Here is a 20,294-nt window from a genome sequence, read left to right on the forward strand (position 1 = left end):
GCCTGACCAGCACGTCGTACACCGGCCGAAAATAGGGCGCAAACTTCTCGGAGATATCACCGGGCAGGAAGCCGAGATCTTCATCGGCCTGCAGCACCGGGCGGGTGACGATAATTCTGTCGACGTCCTTATGAATCAGTGCTTCTGCCGCCTTGGCCGCACTGATCCAGGTTTTACCGCAGCCGGCTTCGCCGGTGGCAAAAATCAGCTGCTTGGTTTCAATAGCGTTCAGATACTGCGCCTGAGCTTCGTTGCGCGCCTCAATGGGTGAATTATCACGGCAGTCCCGCGCCATGCCAATTGCTTCTACGCCGCTCATCTGCACAAGCGAGGTGACCGACTCTTCTTCACGCTGTTTATGGTTGCGTGAATCCCGTCTCAGCACACGTTTCGCTTCACGACGAGCTTTGATCACTGCTTTCTGTCTTCCCATGGATAGCACCTTGAGTTGTTGGTCAACACTGCGCGCGCCGGCCCCGGCACGCGGATGCGCACTAACGTCTGAGGTTTGGCTTCCTTTTAAGCCATTGCTTGCCGGTCGAATTGACGTGATGACGCGACTACGCACATCGCGCACCACATCGGAGGTTGGGATATCAATTATCAGAGAGGAGAATTTTTCGGTGAGGAAATCGCTGCCGGAGGTGGGGCCTCCGCGCCGGGTTCTGCGGTTAACTGTGCGTTTATGTCCAGTACAGGACCCTGCCATAGGCGATCTCCTAAGTGATACTCACTGCGGGGAACTACCGCTCATGTATTAAGTAAATCAAAAATTTTCATTAATGCAACATCGTTTTTACTTTTTTATAACCGAACTCTGCGGGCACCTGAAACACCCTGCCTGATAAATATGTCACTTTTATGGCAACTTTCAACTCTCAATTAATAGTGCGCCGCCCGGCGGCGGCGCACTTTACTACGCTTCCAGCAGCGCCTGGCCAAGATAGCGGCTGCTGTCTTTTACGCCCGGCAGAACAAAGAAATAGCCGCCGCCGATAGGCTTAATGTACTCCTCCAGCGCTTCGCCGTTCAGGCGCTTCTGCACGGTCAGAAACCCCTTCTCCAGATCGTGCTGATAGCAAACAAACAGCAGCCCCATATCGAGCTGCCCGGCGTTAGTCACGCCCAGCGAGTAGCTGTAGCCGCGGCGCATCATCAGACTGTCCTGCGTTTCCGGCGTGCGGGGATTAGCCAGCCGAATATGGCTGTCCAGCGCAATGATATCGCCTTCGGGATCCCGGGCGTAATCCGGCACGTCGTGCTCGTGGGTCATGCCCAGCGGCGCGCCGGACAGCTTCTCCCGGCCAAAAATGGTCTGCTGCTCTTTTAGCGGCGTGCGGTCCCAAAACTCAACCCGGAACTGAATAATGCGCACCGCCTGATAGCTGCCGCCGGTGGCCCAGGCGGGCTCGCCCTGCCCTTTCGTCACCCAGATAATGCGGTCCATCAGCGCGGCATCGCCGCTGTCCGGATTGGCGGTGCCGTCTTTGAAGCCCAGCAGGTTAATCGGCGTCTCTTTTCCCCGACTGCGGGCGGCGCTGTTGGAAATAAAGCCTTCGCGCTTCCAGCGCACGCTGAGCAAATCCGGTGTGTGCTTGATAATGTCCCGCAGGGCGTGGATCACCGTATCCCGGGTATTCGCGCAGATTTGCAGTAGTAAATCCCCGTGGCACAGCGCGGCATCCAGCGCGTCATTTGGAAAGCGGGTCATCGACTGCAGTTTGGTTGGTTTCTGCTTTGCCAGGTTGAACCGCTCATCGAACAGCGAGTGGCCGAGGGAGACGGTCACGGTCAGGTTATCCGGGGCGATAAAGCTGCCGAGGATACCGGAATCCATCGGCGGCAGGCGCGGATTAGGCGTATCGGGAGCCTGGCCGCCGGCCGTCAGAAAGCGAATGCGGTCGGTCAGCAGGCGGAAGAGTCGCTGCAGATCGTCACGGTCGGCGGCCAGTACGTCAAAGGCAACCACGATCATCGCCGCCTGCTGGGGCGTCAGCACCCCGGCCTGGTGCGAGCCGTGAAACGGCTGCTTCTCCATGCGCGCATCCGGCGGCAGCGTGCCCGGCGCGCTTTCCGCCGTCGCGCCGCGCGCCGCCGGGCAGCCGCCCAGCACCGCCAGCGCGCCGATATTTTTTAGCAGCCGGCGGCGGGAAGGTTCCGCCTCCGGCCGTTTTTTCTCGTCCATCTCTTAATCCAGTCCTAAAATCCCGCGCAGCTGGGCCAGATCTTCGGCCAGCGTGGTAATCGGCCCCTTCAGCGCCTTGCGGTCGGCGTCGGTGAGCTTGTCATAGGTTTCATACCCGTCTTTGGTCTTATACTTCGCCAGAATGGTGTCCACTTTCTTGAAGTTAGCGTCCACCTTGGCCAGCAGCGCGGCGTTCTCTTTCTGCAGCTGCGGGCGCAGCAGGTTAACAATTTTCTGCGCGCCGTCGACGTTGGCCTGGAAATCCCACAGATCGGTGTGGCTGTAGCGGTCTTCTTCACCGCTGATTTTGCTGGAAGCAACCTCTTCAATCAGGTCAGCGGCGCCGCCCACCACTTTTGATGGCGGGAAGGCCAGTTCGCCAATGCGCTTGTGCAGCTCCTGCACGTCGCGGTTAAGACGGGAAGCGTAGTCGGCCATCCCTTTCGCACTGCCGTCGCCGAATAGCGCTTTTTCCAGCCGGTGGAAGCCGGTGAACTTCGGATCTGCGGCTTTTTTCTCGTAGTCATCTTCGCGGGCGTCAATGCTGCCGTCTAAATCCGAGAACAGCTCGGCAATCGGCTCGATGCGCTCGTAGTGCTGGCGGGTAGGCGCGTAGAGCGCTTTCGCTTTTTCAACCTCTCCGGCTTTCACCGCGTCGGTAAAGGCCTGGGTACCCTTCACCAGCTCGGCAGACTCCGCCAGCACGTAGGCTTTATACTGGGTAATGGCATCCCCGAGCGCCAGCAGCGGATCGGCGTTTGCCGCCGTCGCTTCGCCCTGCACCGTCAGCTTGCCTTTCGGGTTGGTGAGCAGGCCGCAGGTCATTTCATACTCCCCCGGCTGCAGGTTGGCGGTCAGCTTTTGGGTAAAGCCCGGCGCGATATTTTCCCGCTCTTCCACCACCATCACGCCTTTGAGGATCTCCCACTCCAGCGCCTTCTGGCTGTGGTTCTGAATAATAAACTGCGTTTTACCCGCCTTTACCGTCAGGTTCATCGGCTCGCACTGCTTGTCGTTAACCGTCACTTTAACCTGCGGAATATCGGCCGCCCGGGCACAAAATGCAGCGGCGAGAAGCGCGGCGATGCTAAGCGACAGTGCGCTACGGCGGAGGTTGTTGGTCATAAAAATTCCTTATAAGTATGTTGTAACTATCATCAGGATCGCGGCGCGCTGCGGGACGCCGCCGCGCCGGAGCGTGCCGGCAGCGTAAAGAGCACCAGCGCCGGGATCAGGTACAGAAGCCAGACCGCGACTTCGCTCACCGTCGGGCTCTCCTGATAACCGAAGATCCCCTCCAGCAGCGTGCCGAACAGCGTATGGGTTGAAAGGGTATTGCTGAAGTCGAACGCCACTTGCTGGAAAGCATTCCACAGGCCCGCCTCGTGAAACGCGCGGATGGCCCCGGCGGCAAGTCCCGCCGCCACCAGCAGGATAAACAGGCTGGTCCAGCGAAAGAATGCCGCCAGATTGAGTCGCACGCCGCCCCAGTAGATCATAAAGCCGAGGATAACGGCGGCGGTCAGCCCGAGCACGGCACCCAGCGGCGGCCAGATGCCGAGATCCTGCTGAAAGGCGGCCAGCAGGAAAAACACTGACTCGAGCCCTTCCCGCGCCACGGCGAAAAATACCATCAGGATCAGCGCCCAGCCCTGCTGCCCGCCCTTTTGCAGGGCGCTGTCTACCGCCTCTTCCAGCTGCTGCCTGACGTTGCGCGACACTTTGCGCATCCAGAACACCATCCAGGTCAGGATAACCACCGCAATCACCGCAACAATGCCTTCAAACAGCTCCTGCTGCTTCTGCGGAAATTCACCGGTAGTTTCATTGATGAAGATGCCCAGCCCGAGGCACAGCGCGGCGGCGAGGAATACGCCAACCCACATGCCGCCTATCAGCCGCCCGCGCCCGGTGCGCTTCAGGTAGCTGGCGATGAGGCTAACGATAAGCGCGGCTTCAAGACCTTCGCGCAGCATAATGAGAAAGGGAACGAACATGCCGAGTATCCTGAATGTGAACCGCAGTCAAAAGGTGCAAAGTTTCGTAAATAACACTGATAGTGATTATCATTACGAAAGAAATAAACACAAGTGAAATGTGCGGGTATCAGGAAGGAAAAATGAAAAAATCGGGACTGACAAAGCATGGCCTGATTTGAGCAATACGAAACCGTTTACGTCGATTCAGCACTGTGGCTTAATACCGCCCCCAACAAGCAGCAGCGTGCACACTTTTATGACTCAAATTCTCCACTTCATCCTCGCGCTGGCAGTGATCCTTGCCCTCGCCTGGCTCGCCAGCTTTGACCGGAAAAAGATCCGCATCCGCTATATTCTCCAGCTGATTGTGCTGGAGATTGCCCTCGCCTTTTTCTTCCTGCACGCGCAGAGCGGCGCGGCGGTGGTGCAGTCGTTCTCCTCATTTTTTGCTTCCCTGCTTAAATACGCCGCCGACGGCAGCGGATTCGTGTTCGGCGGCATGAGTGAGAAGGGGCTGGCGTTTATTTTCCTCGGCGTGCTGTGCCCGATTATCTTTATCTCGGCGCTGATCGGCATTCTCCAGCACTGGCGCATTCTGCCGCTGTTTATCCGTCTGGTCGGCACCCTGCTGTCAAAAGTTAACGGCATGGGCAAGCTGGAGTCGTTCAACGCGGTTAGCTCGCTGGTCCTCGGCCAGTCGGAGAACTTTATCGCCTATAAAGGGGTACTCGGCGATCTCTCTTCCCGGCGCCTGTTCACGATGGCGGCCACGGCGATGTCCACGGTATCGCTGTCGATTGTCGGCGCCTACATGTCGATGCTGGAAGCCAAATACGTGGTGGCGGCGCTGGTGCTCAATATGTTCAGCACCTTTATCATTCTGTCGATCATCAACCCATTCCGCCCGGGGGATGAGCCGGACGTGAAACTCGAAAAGTTGCATGAATCCCAGAGCTTTTTCGAAATGCTGGGGGAGTATATTCTCGCCGGCTTCAAGGTGGCGATGATCATTCTGGCAATGCTGATTGGCTTTATCGCGCTGATAAGCGCCGTTAACGCCCTGTTCAGCACGCTGTTTGGCCTGAGCTTTCAGCAGATGCTGGGCTACGTGTTCTATCCGCTGGCCTGGCTGGTGGGGATTCCCCTGAGCGACGCCCTGCAGGCGGGGAGTATTATGGCCACCAAGCTGGTATCCAACGAGTTCGTGGCGATGATCGAGCTGCAAAAAGTCGCCGCCGGCATGACGCCGCGCGGGCTGGGGATCCTGTCGGTGTTCCTGGTCTCTTTTGCTAACCTTGCTTCTATTGGCATCGTGGCGGGCGCCATCAAGGGACTCAATGAAAAGCAGGGTAACGCCGTGTCCCGGGTCGGGCTGCGCCTGGTTTACGGTGCAACGCTGGTGAGTCTGCTTTCCGCCAGCTTCGCCGGTTTAGTACTCTGAGAAAACCTGCGGCGGGCGTTCCCCCCGCCGCTTTAAAACTGCACGCAGGCCGGCAGGTCTACCCGCATCACCGACTCCTGATGAAAGCGCGTAACGTAGCGCTGGCGGATCGCCTCAATCTCGGCGTTCTGCCGTGCGTCATTCGCATGGATAAGCATCAGCGCTTTACTCTGCTCCCGCACCACCCCGCCGTCGTTGCCAAGCCACTGGCCGCGCGCATCAAATACCGTCAGCCCGGCGCGAAAGCGCGGCGTCACGTCGCCATCCACAAACGCCTGCCACTGCGCGGGCGTAATAACGGTGCCATCAGGCTGGCTGAGGCCAAAATAGAGGGTGGTCTGCTGCATCCGGCTCTCTGCCGGACAGCGGCCGTCCGCACTGTTCGGCCCCGGCGCGCTTTTACATCCTGCCAGCACGAAGGCCAGCGCCAGCGCGGCGGCGCCTGCTGCTCTTTTCATCATCGATTCCTTTTACTTATCGGGGGACGGAATTTGAGCCTTTTCCGCGCCGCCTGGCAATATCGCCAGGCAAAAAAAAGCCCGCTTGCGCGGGCGATTTTGTTATTCGGCCTGCAGCCGCGACGGTGGCGCAGAGTGATAGTGCGCATCCGCATCCGCAAAGCGCTTCTGCATTGCCGCTGACGGCGCTTTGCCAAGGAGGCTAAAGACCACAATCCCGATACTGCCGAACACGAAGCCCGGGATAATTTCATACAGATCCAGCCAGCCGTACTGTTTCCACACCAGCACGGTGACGGCGCCAATCACCATCCCCGCCAGCGCGCCGTTGCGGGTCATGCGCGACCACATCACCGAGAACAGCACCACCGGACCAAACGCCGCGCCGAAGCCTGCCCAGGCGTAGCTTACCAGGCCCAGCACGCGGTTTTCCGGATTGGCCGCCATGGCGATGGAGACCAGAGCAACCACCAGCACCATCAGACGCCCGATCCACACCAGCTCTTTCTGGCTGGCGTTTTTGCGCAGGAACGCTTTGTACAGGTCTTCGGTGATTGCGCTGGAGCACACCAGCAGCTGGCAGCTCAGGGTAGACATTACCGCCGCCAGAATAGCCGACAGCAGGATCCCGGCAATCCACGGGTTAAACAGGATCTGCGTGAGCTCAATAAAGACACGCTCGGAGTTCTGGTTTACCGCCCCCGCCAGCGCCGGATTTTCGTTAAAGAAGGCAATCCCGAAGAAGCCTACGGCGACAGCACCGGCCAGGCACAGGATCATCCAGGTCATGCTGATGCGGCGGGCGTGAACAATGCTGTGGTGAGATTCGGCGGCCATAAAACGCGCCAGAATGTGCGGCTGGCCGAAGTAGCCGAGGCCCCAGCCCATCAGGGAGATAATCGCAACGAAGTTCAGCCCTTTGAGCATATCTACGTTCTCAATACTCTTTTGCTTGATCACTTCCAGCGCGTCGCCGAAGCCGCCGACGGTGATGATCACAATCACCGGGGTCAGGATCAGAGCAAAAATCATCAGGCTGGCCTGCACGGTATCGGTCCAGCTTACGGCGAGGAAGCCGCCAATGAAGGTGTAGATAATGGTTGCCGCAGCACCGGCCCACAGCGCGGTTTCATAACTCATGCCGAAGGTGCTTTCAAACAGGCGCGCGCCGGCGACGATGCCCGAAGCGCAGTAGATGGTGAAGAACACCAGAATAACCACCGCGGAGATAATGCGCAGGATGCGGCTTTTATCTTCAAAGCGGCTGGTGAAGTAGTCCGGCAGCGTCAGCGCGTTATTGTTGGCTTCGGTGTGAACCCGCAGGCGTCCCGCCACCAGCTTCCAGTTCACCCATGCGCCCACCGTCAGGCCGATAGCGATCCAGCTTTCAGAAATACCGGAGATGAAAATCGCGCCGGGCAGGCCCATCAGCAGCCAGCCGCTCATGTCGGAGGCACCGGCAGACAGCGCGGTAACAAACGGGCCCAGGCTGCGCCCGCCGAGAATATAGTCGTCAAAGTTTTTGGTGGATCGCCATGCCATAAATCCTATCAGGATCATCGCAAATATGTAGATGCAAAAGGTCACCAACATCGGTGTGCTAACGGCCATCGAAGTCTCTCCAGAATTATTATAGTGGTTCACTACCGGAACGAAGTAATGAGCTGCCTGGTATCGGCGGGATGTATCCTGCCGCATGCCAAATATATTCACAAATCATTTAACACCTCATTTACAGACAAACCATCCCTTTCGCCAGAGCATTTTCCTATAGGTTGCACTTGCTCACATTTTTACCAGTTGCACCTTTATAAAGTGTTAAATAACGCATGATTACTGGAACCATTAGTAAGGATTAATACAATAAGCGATGTTAAGTTGCTTTAACATTTCATCGTTTTTCACGATTGCTGGCGATGTCACACTTAACAAGGTTGCACAAAGTTGCAACATAGCGGATATTCCCTAGCGACCAAATAAGCAACAGCAGAACAACAGGAGTTTGTCATGGGGACAACCACTATGGGCGTTAAGCTCGACGACGCCACCCGGGAACGGATTAAAAGCGCCGCCACGCGCATTGACCGCACGCCGCACTGGCTGATTAAGCAGGCGATCTTCAACTATCTGGAAAAGCTGGAAAACGACGAAACCCTGCCGGAAATCCCGGCCCTGCTTGCCGGTGCCGCCAACGAAAGCGACGAAGCCAGCACGCCGGTCGAAGAGTCGCACCAGCCGTTTCTGGAGTTCGCCGAGCAGATCCTGCCGCAGTCCGTGACCCGCGCGGCCATCACCGCCGCCTGGCGCCGTCCGGAAACGGATGCCGTCTCCATGCTGCTGGAGCAGGCCCGCCTGCCGCAGCCCGTCGCCACTGAAGCACACAAGCTGGCATATCGTCTGGCGGAAAAGCTGCGCAGCCAGAAAAATGCCTCAGGCCGCGCCGGGATGGTGCAGAGCCTGCTGCAGGAGTTCTCCCTCTCCTCTCAGGAAGGCGTGGCCCTGATGTGCCTGGCAGAAGCCCTGCTGCGCATCCCCGACAAAGCCACCCGCGATGCGCTGATTCGCGACAAAATCAGCAACGGCAACTGGCAGTCCCACATCGGCCGCAGCCCGTCGCTGTTCGTTAACGCCGCCACCTGGGGCCTGCTGTTTACCGGGCGTCTGGTATCGACTCATAACGAAGCCAACCTCTCACGCTCACTGAACCGCATTATCGGCAAGAGCGGCGAGCCGCTGATCCGCAAAGGCGTGGACATGGCGATGCGCCTGATGGGCGAGCAGTTCGTCACCGGTGAAACCATCGCCGAAGCGCTAGCTAACGCCCGCAAGCTGGAAGAAAAAGGCTTCCGCTACTCTTACGATATGCTGGGCGAAGCAGCGCTTACCGCCGCCGACGCGCAGGCCTATATGGTGTCGTACCAGCAGGCGATCCACGCCATCGGCAAAGCCTCCAACGGCCGCGGCATTTATGAAGGGCCGGGCATCTCCATTAAGCTCTCCGCCCTGCATCCGCGCTACAGCCGCGCCCAGTACGACCGGGTGATGGACGAGCTATATCCGCGCCTGAAATCCCTGACGCTGCTGGCGCGCAGCTACGATATCGGCATCAATATTGACGCCGAAGAGGCCGACCGGCTGGAAATCTCCCTCGATCTGCTGGAAAAACTCTGTTTTGAGCCAGATCTCGCCGGCTGGAACGGCATCGGCTTTGTCATCCAGGCCTACCAGAAGCGCTGCCCGCTGGTGATTGATTATCTGGTGGATCTCGCCGGCCGCAGCCGCCGCCGCCTGATGATCCGCCTGGTGAAAGGCGCCTACTGGGACAGCGAAATCAAGCGCGCCCAGATGGACGGACTGGAGGGCTATCCGGTGTATACCCGCAAGGTCTACACCGACGTCTCCTACCTCGCCTGCGCCAAAAAGCTGCTGGCGGCACCGAACCTGATTTACCCGCAGTTTGCCACCCACAACGCCCACACGCTGGCGGCGATTTACCAGCTGGCGGGCCAGAACTACTATCCGGGACAGTACGAGTTCCAGTGCCTGCACGGCATGGGCGAGCCGCTGTACGAGCAGGTGGTGGGTAAAGTGGCCGACGGCAAGCTGAACCGCCCGTGCCGCATTTACGCTCCGGTGGGCACGCACGAAACGCTGCTCGCCTATCTGGTTCGCCGCCTGCTGGAAAATGGCGCCAACACCTCCTTCGTCAACCGCATCGCCGATACCAGCCTGCCGCTGGACGAACTGGTGGCGGATCCGGTGGTCGCCGTTGAAGAGCTGGCGCGTCAGGAAGGCCAGCCGGGCCTGCCGCACCCGAAAATTCCGCTGCCGCGGGATCTGTACGGTAGCGGACGCATCAACTCTGCCGGTCTGGATCTGGCGAACGAGCATCGCCTCGCGTCCCTCTCCTCTTCCCTGCTCACCAACGCCCAGCAGCAGTGGCAGGCGAAGCCGATGCTGGAGCAGCCGGTTGACGATGGCGAAATGACGCCGGTCATCAACCCGGCTGAGCCGAAAGACATTGTCGGCTATACCCGCGAGGCAACAGAGCAAGAGGTGAATCAGGCGCTGGAAAATGCCGTCAGCAGCGCACCTATCTGGTTCGCCACGCCGCCGCAGGAGCGTGCAGCGATCCTGGAACGCGCCGCAATGCTGATGGAAGACCGGATGCCGCAGCTGATGGGCATTCTGGTGCGCGAAGCGGGAAAAACCTTCAGCAACGCCATTGCCGAAGTGCGTGAAGCCGTGGACTTCCTGCACTACTACGCCGGCCAGGTGCGCGACGATTTCGACAACGAGACCCACCGCCCGCTGGGGCCGGTGGTGTGCATCAGCCCGTGGAACTTCCCGCTGGCTATCTTTAGCGGACAGATCGCCGCCGCTCTCGCCGCCGGCAACAGCGTGCTGGCCAAGCCCGCCGAGCAGACACCGCTGATTGCCGCGCAGGGCATCCACATTCTTCTGGAAGCCGGCGTGCCGCCGGGCGTGGTACAGCTGGTACCGGGCCGGGGTGAAACCGTTGGCGCGCAGCTGACCGCCGACGAGCGGGTACGCGGCGTGATGTTTACCGGCTCCACCGAAGTGGCCAGCCTGCTGCAGCGCAACATTGCCAGCCGGCTCGATCCTCAGGGCCGTCCGACGCCGCTGATCGCCGAAACCGGCGGGATGAACGCGATGATCGTTGACTCTTCGGCGCTCACCGAGCAGGTGGTGGTTGACGTCGTCGCCTCGGCCTTCGATAGCGCCGGACAGCGCTGCTCCGCCCTGCGCGTGCTGTGCCTGCAGGATGATGTCGCCGACCACACGCTGAAAATGCTGAAAGGCGCGATGGCCGAATGTCGGATGGGCAATCCGGGGCGGCTGACCACCGACATCGGGCCGGTGATTGACGCCGAAGCCAAACAGAATATCGACCGCCACATTCAGGCGCTGCGCGGCAAAGGGCGTGCGGTGTTCCAGGCTACCCGAGAAAACAGCGAAGACCGCCGCGAATGGAGCCAGGGCACCTTCGTGCCGCCGACGCTGATTGAGCTGGAGAGCTTTGACGAGCTGGAAAAAGAGATCTTTGGTCCGGTGCTGCACGTGGTGCGCTACAACCGCAGCGGCCTTGGCAAGCTGGTCGAGCAGATTAACGCCTCCGGCTACGGCCTGACCCTCGGGGTGCATACCCGCATCGACGAAACCATCGCCCAGGTGACCGGCAGCGCCCACGTGGGCAACCTGTACGTCAACCGCAACATGGTGGGCGCGGTAGTCGGCGTGCAGCCGTTCGGCGGTGAAGGCCTCTCCGGTACCGGCCCGAAAGCCGGCGGTCCAATGTACCTCTACCGCCTGCTCGCCAGCCGCCCGGACGATGCCCTGCTCACCACCCTGAATCGCCAGGACGCGCAGTATCCGGTGGACAGTCAGCTTAAGAGCGTGCTGGAGCAGCCACTGGGCGCCCTGCGCGGCTGGGCAATTAACCGCCCTGAGGTACAGGCGCTGTGCGACCGCTACGGCGAGCTGGCCCAGGCCGGTACCCAGCGCGTGCTGCCGGGTCCCACCGGCGAGCGCAACACCTGGACGCTGGTGCCGCGCGATCGCGTGCTGTGCATTGCCGATAACGAAGAGGATGCGCTGATCCAGCTGGCGGCGGCGACTGCCGCCGGGTGCGAAGTGCTGTGGCCGGACGAGACGCTGCAGCGCAGCCTGGCGAAACAGCTGCCGAAGGCGGTGAGCGATCGGATCCGCTTCGCCGGCCGCGACAACATCGCCGGCGCGCATTTCGACGCCGTTATCTATCACGGCGACTCGGACCAGCTGCGCGAGCTGTGCCAGCAGGTAGCGGCCCGCGACGGCGCGATTGTTTCGGTTCAGGGCTTTGCCCGGGGTGAAACCAATCTGCTGCTGGAGCGCCTCTACCACGAGCGGTCGCTGAGCGTGAATACCGCCGCGGCGGGAGGCAACGCCAGCCTGATGACAATCGGCTAACGCTGTGGTTAATTAAGGCTCCGGAAACGGGGCCTTTTTTATTTCAATCAGACAAGGAGAACGGAGATGAGAAACATCATTTTATGTGCGGGGCTGCTGGTCGCAAGCGCCGGCGCGCTGGCGGAGGAGTGCGACAGTGCGCAGAGCCAAACGGAGATGAATACCTGCGCCGCCGCCGAATATCAGGCCGCCGATACAAAGCTTAACGAAACCTATGCCACCGTGCTGCAGCGCGCCCCCGCCGCCACGAAAGCGCTGGTGAAAACCGCCCAGCAAAAGTGGATTGAACTGCGCGACGCCGACTGCGCGCTGGTGGCTTCCGGCAGCGAGGGCGGCAGCATCCAGCCGATGGTGCGCAACCAGTGCCTGAGCGACAAAACCGCCGAGCGCACCGCGTGGCTGGAGTCGCTGCTCGATTGCGACGAGGGCGATATAAGCTGCCCGCTGCCGCCGGCCGGCTAGCGCAGGCGGATCCCTTCGATAATAATGCGCTGCACGTTATTCACGGTTTCCTGAAAAAATGCCTCGTCCTGCAGCGTTTTTCCGGTCACCGCCTCAATCTGGGTCGCGAAATCAGCATAGTGCTGGGTCGCGGCCCAAATCATAAAGATCAGGTGTTCAGGATCGATGGCCGCCAGCCTGCCCTCTTCAACCCAGCCGGTAATAATCGCCGACTTCTCGGCAATCAGCGTTTTTAAATCTCCCGTCAGCTCGGCTTTCAGCAGCGGCGCGCCCTGCAGCATCTCCAGGCAGAACAGCCGCGAGGCCGCCGGATGATCCCGGGAGACTTCCAGCTTGAGGCGAATGTACTCCCGGATCGCCACCAGCGGCGCAAAATCCTCGCGAAAGGCGCGCAGCGGCGCGAGCCAGATATCGAGAATGTTGCGCATCACCGCCACGTACAGCGCCTCTTTGGACGGATAGTAGTAAAGCAGGTTGGTTTTTGACACACCGGCCAGATCCGCTACCTGCTCAAGGCGGGTGCCGTGGATGCCGAACTGGGAGAAGGTCGCCAGCGCGGCGCCGAGGATCGCCTCTTTTTTGGCGCTCACCGCCCGCGTGCGTTTTCCGTTTTTCAAAGGTGCTGCCTGCGCCATGCGCGCTCTCCTTGTTGAGTTCCCGAAATAATAGCAAATGCCCTCTTTCGGCACGACCCCGCGCACCGAAACAGGCCAGGCTGCCTGTTTTTTGTGCACTCATTTTGACCATCCGGTCCGGTTTACCGCTGTGGAAAATCGCTATTTCTCGCTAACCTGTTAACAGATAAGACATTTTCAAAAGTGGCACCTATCTTGCTGAGTCATCAAGGCGGGGCTTTGAGGAAATGCAGGACGCAGCGCCGCGCGACTTCCCCCGCTGATGAGAGGTGTCCGTGATGAAAATTGGTGTCTTTATGCCTATCGGCAATAACGGCTGGCTTATCTCAACCCACGCCCCGCAGTACATGCCGACATTTGAGCTTAACAAGGCCATCGTGCAGAAGGCCGAGCGCTACCACTTCGATTTTGCCCTGTCGATGATCAAACTGCGCGGCTTCGGCGGCGCCACCGAATTCTGGGACCACAATCTGGAATCATTCACCCTGATGGCGGGTCTTGCCGCCGTAACCTCGCGCATTGAGATTTACGCCACCGCCGCCACCCTGACGCTGCCGCCGGCGATCGTCGCGCGGATGGCCAGCACCATTGACTCTATTTCCCAGGGGCGCTTTGGCGTCAATCTGGTTACCGGCTGGCAAAAGCCGGAGTACGAGCAGATGGGACTCTGGCCCGGCGATGACTACTTTTCGCGCCGCTACGATTATCTTACCGAATACGTGCAGGTGCTGCGGGATCTGTGGGGCAGCGGCAAGAGCGATTTTAAAGGCGACTTTTTTACCATGAACGACTGCCGCGTCAGCCCGCGCCCTTCCCGACCGATGAAGGTGATCTGCGCCGGGCAGAGCGAGGCGGGGATGGCATTCTCAGCCCGGCACGCCGACTACAACTTCTGTTTTGGTAAAGGCGTCAACACTCCGGCGGCCTTCGCCCCCACCGCCGCCCGCATGAAAGAGGCCGCGGACAAAACCGGCCGCGACGTCGGCTCCTACGTGCTGTTTATGATTGTGGCTGACGAAACCGACGAGGCCGCGCGCGCCAAATGGGAGCACTACAAGGCCGGCGCCGATGAGGAAGCGCTGGCGTGGCTTACCGAGCAGAGCCAGAAGGATACCCGCTCCGGCAGTGATACCAACGTGCGGCAGATGGCGGACCCAACCTCCGCCGTCAATATCAACATGGGCACGCTGGTCGGCTCTTACGCCAGCGTGGCGCGGATGCTGGATGAGGTCGCCGCGGTCCCCGGCGCTGAGGGCGTGCTGCTCACCTTTGACGATTTTCTCACCGGCGTGGAAAATTTTGGCGAGCGCATTCAGCCGCTGATGCGCTGCCGCGCGCACCTGCCGGCCATCACTCAGGAGGTTGCATAATGCTGACCTTACCCGCACGCCCGGAAGCCATTGCCCTCGATCCCGCGCGCAGCGCGCTGATCGTGGTAGATATGCAAAATGCCTACGCCAGCGCCGGCGGCTATCTCGATCTGGCCGGATTTGACGTCTCCGCGACCCGCCCGGTGATTGAGCGAATCAATGTCGCGGTGCGCGCCGCCCGCGCCGCCGGCATGACCATTATCTGGTTTCAAAACGGCTGGGATCCGGCCTACGTTGAGGCCGGCGGCCCCGGCTCACCGAATTACCACAAATCCAACGCCCTGAAAACTATGCGCCAGCGGCTTGAACTGGAAGGCACCCTGCTGGCAAAAGGCGGCTGGGACTATCAGCTGGTTGATGCGCTCGTTCCCCAGCCCGGCGATATCGTGCTGCCAAAACCGCGCTACAGCGGTTTTTTCAACACCCCGCTGGACAGCATGCTGCGCAGCCGCGGCATTCGCCATCTGGTGTTCACCGGCATCGCCACTAACGTCTGCGTGGAGTCGACGCTGCGGGACGGCTTTTTCCTCGAATACTTCGGCATCGTGCTCGAAGACGCCACCCACCAGGCGGGCCCGGCCTTCGCCCAGCAGGCGGCGCTGTTCAATATCGAAACATTTTTTGGCTGGGTCAGCAATGTCGCCACGTTCTGCGAAACCCTCAGCGCCTCAAAGGAGCAACCCGATGCCTAAACAGGTCATTATTCCCCCGGGCACATCGACACCTATCGCGCCCTTCGTGCCGGGCACCCTTGCCGATGGCGTCCTGTACGTCTCCGGAACCCTGCCGTTTGATGCGGAAAATAACGTGGTATCCCCCGGCGACCCAAAGGCGCAAGCCCGCCACGTGCTGGAGACGATTCGCCGGGTTATCGAAACGGCGGGCGGTACGATGGCGGATGTGACGTTCAACAGTATCTTTATTACCGACTGGAAAAACTACGCCGCGATTAATGAGGTATACGCCGACTTTTTCCCCGGCGATAAACCCGCGCGCTTCTGTATTCAGTGCGGCCTCGTGAAGCCGGAGGCGCTGGTTGAGATTGCCAGCGTCGCCCATATTGGCGCACCGCGATGAGCGGGCTCACGATACTGGCATCGCCCCGGCCAGCAGCGCCGGCGGTAGTGATGGTTTCGGGCCTGGGCGGTGCGGGAAGCTACTGGCAGCCTCAGCTGGCGGCGCTGCGGGCGCGCTATCAGGTGCTGCTCTGGGACCAGCCCGGTACCGGAAATAATCCCGCCGTGCTTAGCGATAACTACAGCATGGCGGAGATGGCCCGCGAGCTTCACGCGGCGCTCGTCGAAGCCGGCTTTTCCCGGGTGGCGGTGGTGGGTCACGCGCTCGGGGCGCTCATCGGCGTGCAGATGGCGCTGGATTTTCCTCGGGCAGTCAGCGGACTGGCACTGGTCAACGGCTGGCTGCGCCTGAGTCCCCACACCCGACGCTGCTTTACCGTTCGCGAACGGCTGCTGGAGTCCGGCGGCGCGGCAGCATGGGTGGAGGCCCAGCCGCTGTTTCTCTATCCCGCCGACTGGATGGCGGAGCAGCAGCCGCGGCTTGAGGCCGAGGAGGCGCAGGCCCTCGCCCACTTTCAGGGCGCGCATAACCTGCGCTGCCGCCTGCGGGCGCTCAAAGCCGCTGATTTCACCTCACGCGCGCGGGACGTGGCCTGCCCGGTGCTGGTTATTGCAGCGCGGGACGATTTACTGGTGCCCTCCGGCTGCGCCAGCGAACTTCACCACGCGCTGCCCCACAGCACGCTGCTCCTTCTGGAGCGCGGGGCGCACGCCTGCAACATCACCGAACCCGGGGCATTCAACGCTCTGCTGCTGGACGGCCTTGGCGCGCTGGCGCAGCACTCTGTTCATTAACACTGGCTTCGGCGATACCGCCGGGCTGCATCGCAAACTGCCGCGTCCGGACTTCGTCGAAGCCTGCCTGCTGGCATAAGGAGTCAACATCATGTCACATGTCGAGAAACTGCTTTTCCGCGACGCAATGGCCTGCATGGGCGCGGCAGTCAACATTATCACCACCGCAGGTCCGGCCGGACGCGCGGGGTTTACGGCCAGCGCGGTATGCAGCGTTACCGACGCGCCGCCGACGCTGCTGGTCTGCCTCAACCGCTCGGCATCGGTCTGGCCGGTATTCAGCCAGCACCAGCACCTGTGCGTAAACACGCTGGCTGCGGGCCAGGAACCCTTATCGGCGCTGTTCGGCGGCAAAACGCCGATGGAGGCGCGTTTCGAATCGGGCCGCTGGCAGACGGGCGCCACGGGCTGCCCGCGCCTGGAAGACGCCCTCGCCAGTTTCGACTGCCGCATTAGCAGCGTAGTCAGCGTCGGCACTCACGACGTACTGCTGTGCGAGGTCGTCGACATTGTCTGCCATCCCGAGCCCCAGGGGCTGGTGTGGTTTGACCGCCGCTATCACGCGCTGCTGCGTCCGGCCTGCTGATTAACGGGAGAGTAGCCTATGGCACGCTTTGATTTTCCACGCTGGCAGTTAACCACCCGCGGCGTAGTGGCCCCCGACGAACGCCTTCCCGCCTTGCAAACGCTGGCGATGGGCGCCCAGCACGCGGTGGCGATGTTTGGCGCAACAGTGCTGATGCCGCTGCTGATGGGGCTCGATCCAAACCTGTCCGTACTGATGTCCGGCGTCGGAACGCTGCTGTTTTTTATCGTCACGGGCGGTCGGGTTCCGAGCTACCTCGGCTCCAGCGCGGCATTCGTTGGGGGTGTCGTTGCCGTGACGGGATTCAGCGGGCATGGGCTCAATCCCCACATTGACATCGCGCTGGGTGGGATCGTGGCCTGCGGCGCAGTCTATACGCTGGCCGGTCTGGTGGTAATGCGGCTCGGCACCCGCTGGATCGAGCGGCTGATGCCGCCGGCGGTAACCGGTGCCGTGGTGATGGCCATTGGCCTTAATCTGGCTCCGGTGGCGATTCGCAGCGTCTCGGGATCGCCTTTTGAGGGCTGGATGGCGCTGATAACCGTACTGTGCCTGAGTCTGGTGGCGGTTTTTACCCGCGGCGCGCTCCAGCGCCTGCCGATCCTGATCGGGCTTATCGCCGCCTGCCTGCTGTACGCCTTGTTCACTAACCTGCTCGGGCTCGGTGCGCCGGTGGACGTTAGCCTGCTGGAAAAAGCCGCCTGGTTCGGCCTGCCGCATATAACCGCACCGACCTTTAACGGTCAGGCCGTGATGCTGATTGCCCCTGTCGCCATCATTTTGATTGCCGAGAATCTTGGTCATCTGAAAGCGGTGGCGGGCATGACCGGGCGCAATATGGATCCGTATATTGGCCGGGCGTTCGTGGGCGACGGTCTGGCAACGCTGCTTTCAGGATCGCTGGGCGGCAGCGGCGTGACAACCTACGCCGAGAATATTGGCGTCATGGCCGTCACCCGGGTTTACTCCACGCTGGTGTTCGTGGCGGCAGCGGCGATTGCCATTGCCCTCGGCTTTTCGCCTAAGTTTGGCGCGCTGGTGCATATGCTGCCCGCGCCGGTGATTGGCGGCGCATCGATTGTAGTCTTCGGATTGATTGCGGTGGCGGGAGCGCGGATCTGGAGCCAGCACCGGGTCGATCTCAGCGAGAACGGCAACCTGATTATGGTGGCGGTGACGCTGGTGCTCGGCGCAGGAGACTTCTCGCTCTCTCTGGGCGGTTTTACGCTCGGCGGTATCGGTACGGCGACGTTTGGCGCGATCCTGCTTAACGCCATTCTTAATTACCGCCAAAAGGTGCCCGCAGCGCCGGTGCCTCAGGACTCCTGAGTTGCGTCTCGCCCGGCAGTATTGGGCGAAGACCTTTTCTTGTTAAGCTTAAGTTCGCTTACCAGCACGCCCGCTACGATCAGCGCGGCGCCGAGCAGGGCCAGCCCGGGCAGGCGCTCCCCTGCGATGCGGCCAAAGATCCCAGCCCACACCGGCTCGCCGGTGTAGATTACCGTTGCGCGCGTCGGTGAAATGCTGCGCTGGGCCCAGTTCATGGTGAGCTGGATAATCGCGGTAAAAACCCCGAGCCCAATAGCCACGCCGATTAAGCCCGGCGCGAGAGTCGGGATGTGCTCGCCTGCCGGCCCCATCATTGAAAAGGCCAGCAGCGACGTAGTTGCCAGCTGAATAACCGTAACCCGTCGTACGTCTACCTTGCCGGCCCACGCCCCAATCAGAATGATTTCAGCCGCCGTAGCCAGCGCTGCGGCTAAGGTCAACAGTTCTCCCGTACCGAGAGCTACCCCACCTCCCTGCGGCCCGGCCAGGAGTATCAGGCCGATAAATGCCAGCGCAATACCCGTCCAGGACATCAGGCCCGGCATTCTGCGCAGGCAGAGCCACTGCAGCAGCGGCACCAGCGGAACGTACATGGCGGTGATAAATGCCGACTTGCTGCTGGGAATTGACAGCAGACCCCAGGTTTGCAGGCTGTAGCCAAAGGCGATCGCGATGCCGATCGCCACGCCTGCGGTAAGCTCCATGAGGGTTATTCCCGCCAGCCGTCGTCCTGTGAGCAGCGCCAGTGCAGCCGTGGCGGCAGCAAAACGCAGCCCGACGAAAAATAGCGGCCCGCTGAAGCTGACCGCATACTGTACGGCCAGAAAAGTGCCGCCCCAGAACACGGTTATCAGGATCAGCAGCGCTTCCTGAGGTTTAACTGAAAGTTGATAGCGAGCGAGAACAGACATAGCAGCACCGTTAAAATTTACCGTGCAGTGTGCAGTCTCGCGGAACGTCTGACAAGCACAGCGGCAATGAGCTGTGCGGCAGAGAGAGCATGTCTGCCGCTAAGTTGGATCTGGATGACCTCGCTTCACGTTACACAATTGACCAAAGTCAGCGCAAAAGTGTTTCATTTTGCTACTGCTTCAGATACCCGAAAGATGCGTCAACCCGCGCTGTGCAAATAGCCAGCGGCAGGTTTGCTTGCCAGCGCCATTTTGCGCAGGCGGTTGATCTTCCCCGCATCGTGACTAACACTGTTTGAAGCCGTTTTACATTAAGGCGTTTAAAAGGAGATGTAAGCTATGAGTTCAACCACAAAAGTTCTGGTGCTTTACTATTCCATGTATGGACACATCGAAAAGATGGCTCATGCAATAGCCGAAGGCGCCGAAAAAGTGGACAACGTTGAGGTCACGATTAAGCGCGTGCCTGAAACCATGAATGCAGAGCGCTTTGCCGAAGTGGGTGGTAAAGCACAGAATGCAGCCGTTGCCACACCGCAGGAGCTGGCGGACTACGACGCAATTATCTTCGGTACGCCGACCCGCTTTGGCAACATGGCCGGCCAGATGCGCACCTTCCTCGATCAGACCGGCGGCCTGTGGGCATCCGGCGCGCTGTACGGCAAAATCGCCAGCGTCTTTAGCTCCACCGGCACCGGCGGCGGTCAGGAGCAAACTATCACCTCCACCTGGACCACCCTCGCCCACCACGGGATGGTTATCGTCCCGATTGGCTACGCGGCACAGGAACTGTTTGACGTTAGTCAGGTACGCGGCGGTACGCCTTACGGCGCAACCACTATTGCCGGCGGCGACGGTTCACGTCAGCCGAGCCAGGAAGAGCTCTCCATTGCCCGCTACCAGGGTGAATACGTTGCGGGCCTGGCGGCCAAGCTTAAAGCTTAACAGTCTGAAGGAGGCGCGTTATGTCGACACAGGAATCTAAAGCCCACAATGTGGCCGAGTGGGCCCGTTTACGCGACACTTCGCCGGAAATTGCCGACGCGATTTTTGAAGTGGCAAACTACGACGAGAAACTTGCGGAACAAATCTGGGAA

Annotated in this window: 19 protein-coding genes; 11 read left to right on the plus strand and 8 right to left on the minus strand. The window is 60.4% G+C overall.

Features of this window, described 5'->3' with window-relative positions:
- From QZ766_RS21900 to efeU, 4 genes are all read right to left on the minus strand, one after another.
- The coding region (locus QZ766_RS21900) for a PhoH family protein (protein WP_297207282.1) at positions 1-433 on the minus strand (433 nt) is incomplete at its 3' end.
- A 483-nt stretch (positions 434-916) separates the two neighbouring features.
- Positions 917-2,185 (minus strand): iron uptake transporter deferrochelatase/peroxidase subunit, encoded by a 1,269-nt coding sequence (gene efeB / locus QZ766_RS21905; RefSeq protein ID WP_297207285.1) that lies wholly within the window; start codon positions 2,183-2,185, stop codon positions 917-919.
- A gap of 3 nt (positions 2,186-2,188) precedes the next feature.
- Positions 2,189-3,310 carry an iron uptake system protein EfeO gene (gene efeO / locus QZ766_RS21910; RefSeq protein WP_297207287.1) on the minus strand — a complete coding sequence of 374 codons (1,122 nt, stop codon included), beginning with the start codon at positions 3,308-3,310 and terminating at the stop codon, positions 2,189-2,191.
- A 32-nt stretch (positions 3,311-3,342) separates the two neighbouring features.
- Positions 3,343-4,182: an iron uptake transporter permease EfeU gene (gene efeU / locus QZ766_RS21915; protein WP_297207290.1), complete on the minus strand. Its 840-nt coding sequence runs from the start codon at positions 4,180-4,182 to the stop codon at positions 3,343-3,345.
- A 238-nt stretch (positions 4,183-4,420) separates the two neighbouring features.
- Here efeU and QZ766_RS21920 point away from each other — a divergent pair, with 238 nt between their 5' ends.
- Positions 4,421-5,605 (plus strand): nucleoside transporter C-terminal domain-containing protein, encoded by a 1,185-nt coding sequence (locus QZ766_RS21920; RefSeq protein ID WP_297207293.1) that lies wholly within the window; start codon positions 4,421-4,423, stop codon positions 5,603-5,605.
- A 32-nt stretch (positions 5,606-5,637) separates the two neighbouring features.
- On the opposite strand, the gene QZ766_RS21925 is transcribed toward QZ766_RS21920, so the two are convergent.
- Together QZ766_RS21925 and putP are read right to left on the minus strand one after the other, a co-directional pair.
- Positions 5,638-6,063 carry a DUF3574 domain-containing protein gene (locus QZ766_RS21925; RefSeq protein WP_297207295.1) on the minus strand — a complete coding sequence of 142 codons (426 nt, stop codon included), beginning with the start codon at positions 6,061-6,063 and terminating at the stop codon, positions 5,638-5,640.
- Between the two features lie 102 nt (positions 6,064-6,165).
- On the minus strand, positions 6,166-7,674 hold the full coding sequence (gene putP / locus QZ766_RS21930; protein WP_297207298.1) for a sodium/proline symporter PutP: 1,509 nt from the start codon (positions 7,672-7,674) through the stop codon (positions 6,166-6,168).
- A gap of 396 nt (positions 7,675-8,070) precedes the next feature.
- On the opposite strand from putP, the gene putA reads away from it, so the two are divergent.
- Together putA and QZ766_RS21940 are read left to right on the plus strand one after the other, a co-directional pair.
- On the plus strand, positions 8,071-12,033 hold the full coding sequence (gene putA, locus QZ766_RS21935) for a trifunctional transcriptional regulator/proline dehydrogenase/L-glutamate gamma-semialdehyde dehydrogenase (RefSeq protein ID WP_297207300.1): 3,963 nt from the start codon (positions 8,071-8,073) through the stop codon (positions 12,031-12,033).
- Between the two features lie 66 nt (positions 12,034-12,099).
- Complete coding sequence (locus tag QZ766_RS21940) at positions 12,100-12,495, plus strand: lysozyme inhibitor LprI family protein (protein ID WP_297207303.1); 396 nt, start codon at positions 12,100-12,102, stop codon at positions 12,493-12,495.
- Here the strand turns inward: QZ766_RS21940 and rutR are convergent.
- The gene (gene rutR / locus QZ766_RS21945) at positions 12,492-13,130 is read right to left on the minus strand and encodes an HTH-type transcriptional regulator RutR (protein WP_297207306.1); all 639 of its coding nucleotides are present in this window, start codon (positions 13,128-13,130) and stop codon (positions 12,492-12,494) included. The genes QZ766_RS21940 and rutR overlap by 4 nt on opposite strands.
- Positions 13,131-13,408: 278 nt before the next feature.
- Between rutR and rutA the strand changes: the two genes are divergently transcribed.
- The 6 genes from rutA (at position 13,409) to QZ766_RS21975 (ending at position 18,286) form a co-directional block, all read left to right on the plus strand.
- Positions 13,409-14,500 carry a pyrimidine utilization protein A gene (gene rutA / locus QZ766_RS21950; protein ID WP_297207309.1) on the plus strand — a complete coding sequence of 364 codons (1,092 nt, stop codon included), beginning with the start codon at positions 13,409-13,411 and terminating at the stop codon, positions 14,498-14,500.
- A complete protein-coding gene (gene rutB, locus QZ766_RS21955; RefSeq protein ID WP_297207313.1) occupies positions 14,500-15,192 on the plus strand; it encodes a pyrimidine utilization protein B in 693 nt (230 codons plus the stop codon). Before rutA ends, rutB begins: the two co-directional genes overlap by 1 nt.
- Positions 15,185-15,577, plus strand: coding sequence for a pyrimidine utilization protein C (gene rutC, locus QZ766_RS21960; protein ID WP_297207315.1), 393 nt, complete (start codon positions 15,185-15,187; stop codon positions 15,575-15,577). Before rutB ends, rutC begins: the two co-directional genes overlap by 8 nt.
- Positions 15,574-16,371 (plus strand): pyrimidine utilization protein D, encoded by a 798-nt coding sequence (rutD, locus tag QZ766_RS21965; RefSeq protein WP_297207319.1) that lies wholly within the window; start codon positions 15,574-15,576, stop codon positions 16,369-16,371. Before rutC ends, rutD begins: the two co-directional genes overlap by 4 nt.
- A 91-nt stretch (positions 16,372-16,462) precedes the next feature.
- A complete protein-coding gene (rutF, locus tag QZ766_RS21970; protein ID WP_297207322.1) occupies positions 16,463-16,957 on the plus strand; it encodes an NADH-dependent FMN reductase RutF in 495 nt (164 codons plus the stop codon).
- An 18-nt stretch (positions 16,958-16,975) separates the two neighbouring features.
- Positions 16,976-18,286 carry a solute carrier family 23 protein gene (locus tag QZ766_RS21975; RefSeq protein ID WP_297207324.1) on the plus strand — a complete coding sequence of 437 codons (1,311 nt, stop codon included), beginning with the start codon at positions 16,976-16,978 and terminating at the stop codon, positions 18,284-18,286.
- Here the strand turns inward: QZ766_RS21975 and QZ766_RS21980 are convergent.
- Positions 18,274-19,197 (minus strand): DMT family transporter, encoded by a 924-nt coding sequence (locus QZ766_RS21980; RefSeq protein WP_297207327.1) that lies wholly within the window; start codon positions 19,195-19,197, stop codon positions 18,274-18,276. The genes QZ766_RS21975 and QZ766_RS21980 overlap by 13 nt on opposite strands.
- Before the next feature lie 339 nt (positions 19,198-19,536).
- Between QZ766_RS21980 and wrbA the strand changes: the two genes are divergently transcribed.
- Positions 19,537-20,142: an NAD(P)H:quinone oxidoreductase gene (gene wrbA, locus QZ766_RS21985; protein WP_297207330.1), complete on the plus strand. Its 606-nt coding sequence runs from the start codon at positions 19,537-19,539 to the stop codon at positions 20,140-20,142.
- Positions 20,143-20,162: 20 nt separating this feature from the next.
- Positions 20,163-20,294 (plus strand): YccJ family protein (locus QZ766_RS21990; RefSeq protein WP_297207333.1); only part of this gene is annotated, 132 nt, incomplete at its 3' end.

This window comes from uncultured Pluralibacter sp., from assembly GCF_913775985.1.
In the GTDB taxonomy this organism is placed as follows: domain Bacteria; phylum Pseudomonadota; class Gammaproteobacteria; order Enterobacterales; family Enterobacteriaceae; genus Pluralibacter.

Coding starts and splice junctions, on each gene's coding strand:
- efeB (WP_297207285.1), bottom strand. CDS start 2,185: ATGGACGAGAAAAAACGGCCGGAGGCGGAACCTTCCCGCCGCCGGCTG.
- efeO (WP_297207287.1), bottom strand. CDS start 3,310: ATGACCAACAACCTCCGCCGTAGCGCACTGTCGCTTAGCATCGCCGCG.
- efeU (WP_297207290.1), bottom strand. CDS start 4,182: ATGTTCGTTCCCTTTCTCATTATGCTGCGCGAAGGTCTTGAAGCCGCG.
- QZ766_RS21920 (WP_297207293.1), top strand. CDS start 4,421: ATGACTCAAATTCTCCACTTCATCCTCGCGCTGGCAGTGATCCTTGCC.
- QZ766_RS21925 (WP_297207295.1), bottom strand. CDS start 6,063: ATGAAAAGAGCAGCAGGCGCCGCCGCGCTGGCGCTGGCCTTCGTGCTG.
- putP (WP_297207298.1), bottom strand. CDS start 7,674: ATGGCCGTTAGCACACCGATGTTGGTGACCTTTTGCATCTACATATTT.
- putA (WP_297207300.1), top strand. CDS start 8,071: ATGGGGACAACCACTATGGGCGTTAAGCTCGACGACGCCACCCGGGAA.
- QZ766_RS21940 (WP_297207303.1), top strand. CDS start 12,100: ATGAGAAACATCATTTTATGTGCGGGGCTGCTGGTCGCAAGCGCCGGC.
- rutR (WP_297207306.1), bottom strand. CDS start 13,130: ATGGCGCAGGCAGCACCTTTGAAAAACGGAAAACGCACGCGGGCGGTG.
- rutA (WP_297207309.1), top strand. CDS start 13,409: ATGAAAATTGGTGTCTTTATGCCTATCGGCAATAACGGCTGGCTTATC.
- rutB (WP_297207313.1), top strand. CDS start 14,500: ATGCTGACCTTACCCGCACGCCCGGAAGCCATTGCCCTCGATCCCGCG.
- rutC (WP_297207315.1), top strand. CDS start 15,185: ATGCCTAAACAGGTCATTATTCCCCCGGGCACATCGACACCTATCGCG.
- rutD (WP_297207319.1), top strand. CDS start 15,574: ATGAGCGGGCTCACGATACTGGCATCGCCCCGGCCAGCAGCGCCGGCG.
- rutF (WP_297207322.1), top strand. CDS start 16,463: ATGTCACATGTCGAGAAACTGCTTTTCCGCGACGCAATGGCCTGCATG.
- QZ766_RS21975 (WP_297207324.1), top strand. CDS start 16,976: ATGGCACGCTTTGATTTTCCACGCTGGCAGTTAACCACCCGCGGCGTA.
- QZ766_RS21980 (WP_297207327.1), bottom strand. CDS start 19,197: ATGTCTGTTCTCGCTCGCTATCAACTTTCAGTTAAACCTCAGGAAGCG.
- wrbA (WP_297207330.1), top strand. CDS start 19,537: ATGAGTTCAACCACAAAAGTTCTGGTGCTTTACTATTCCATGTATGGA.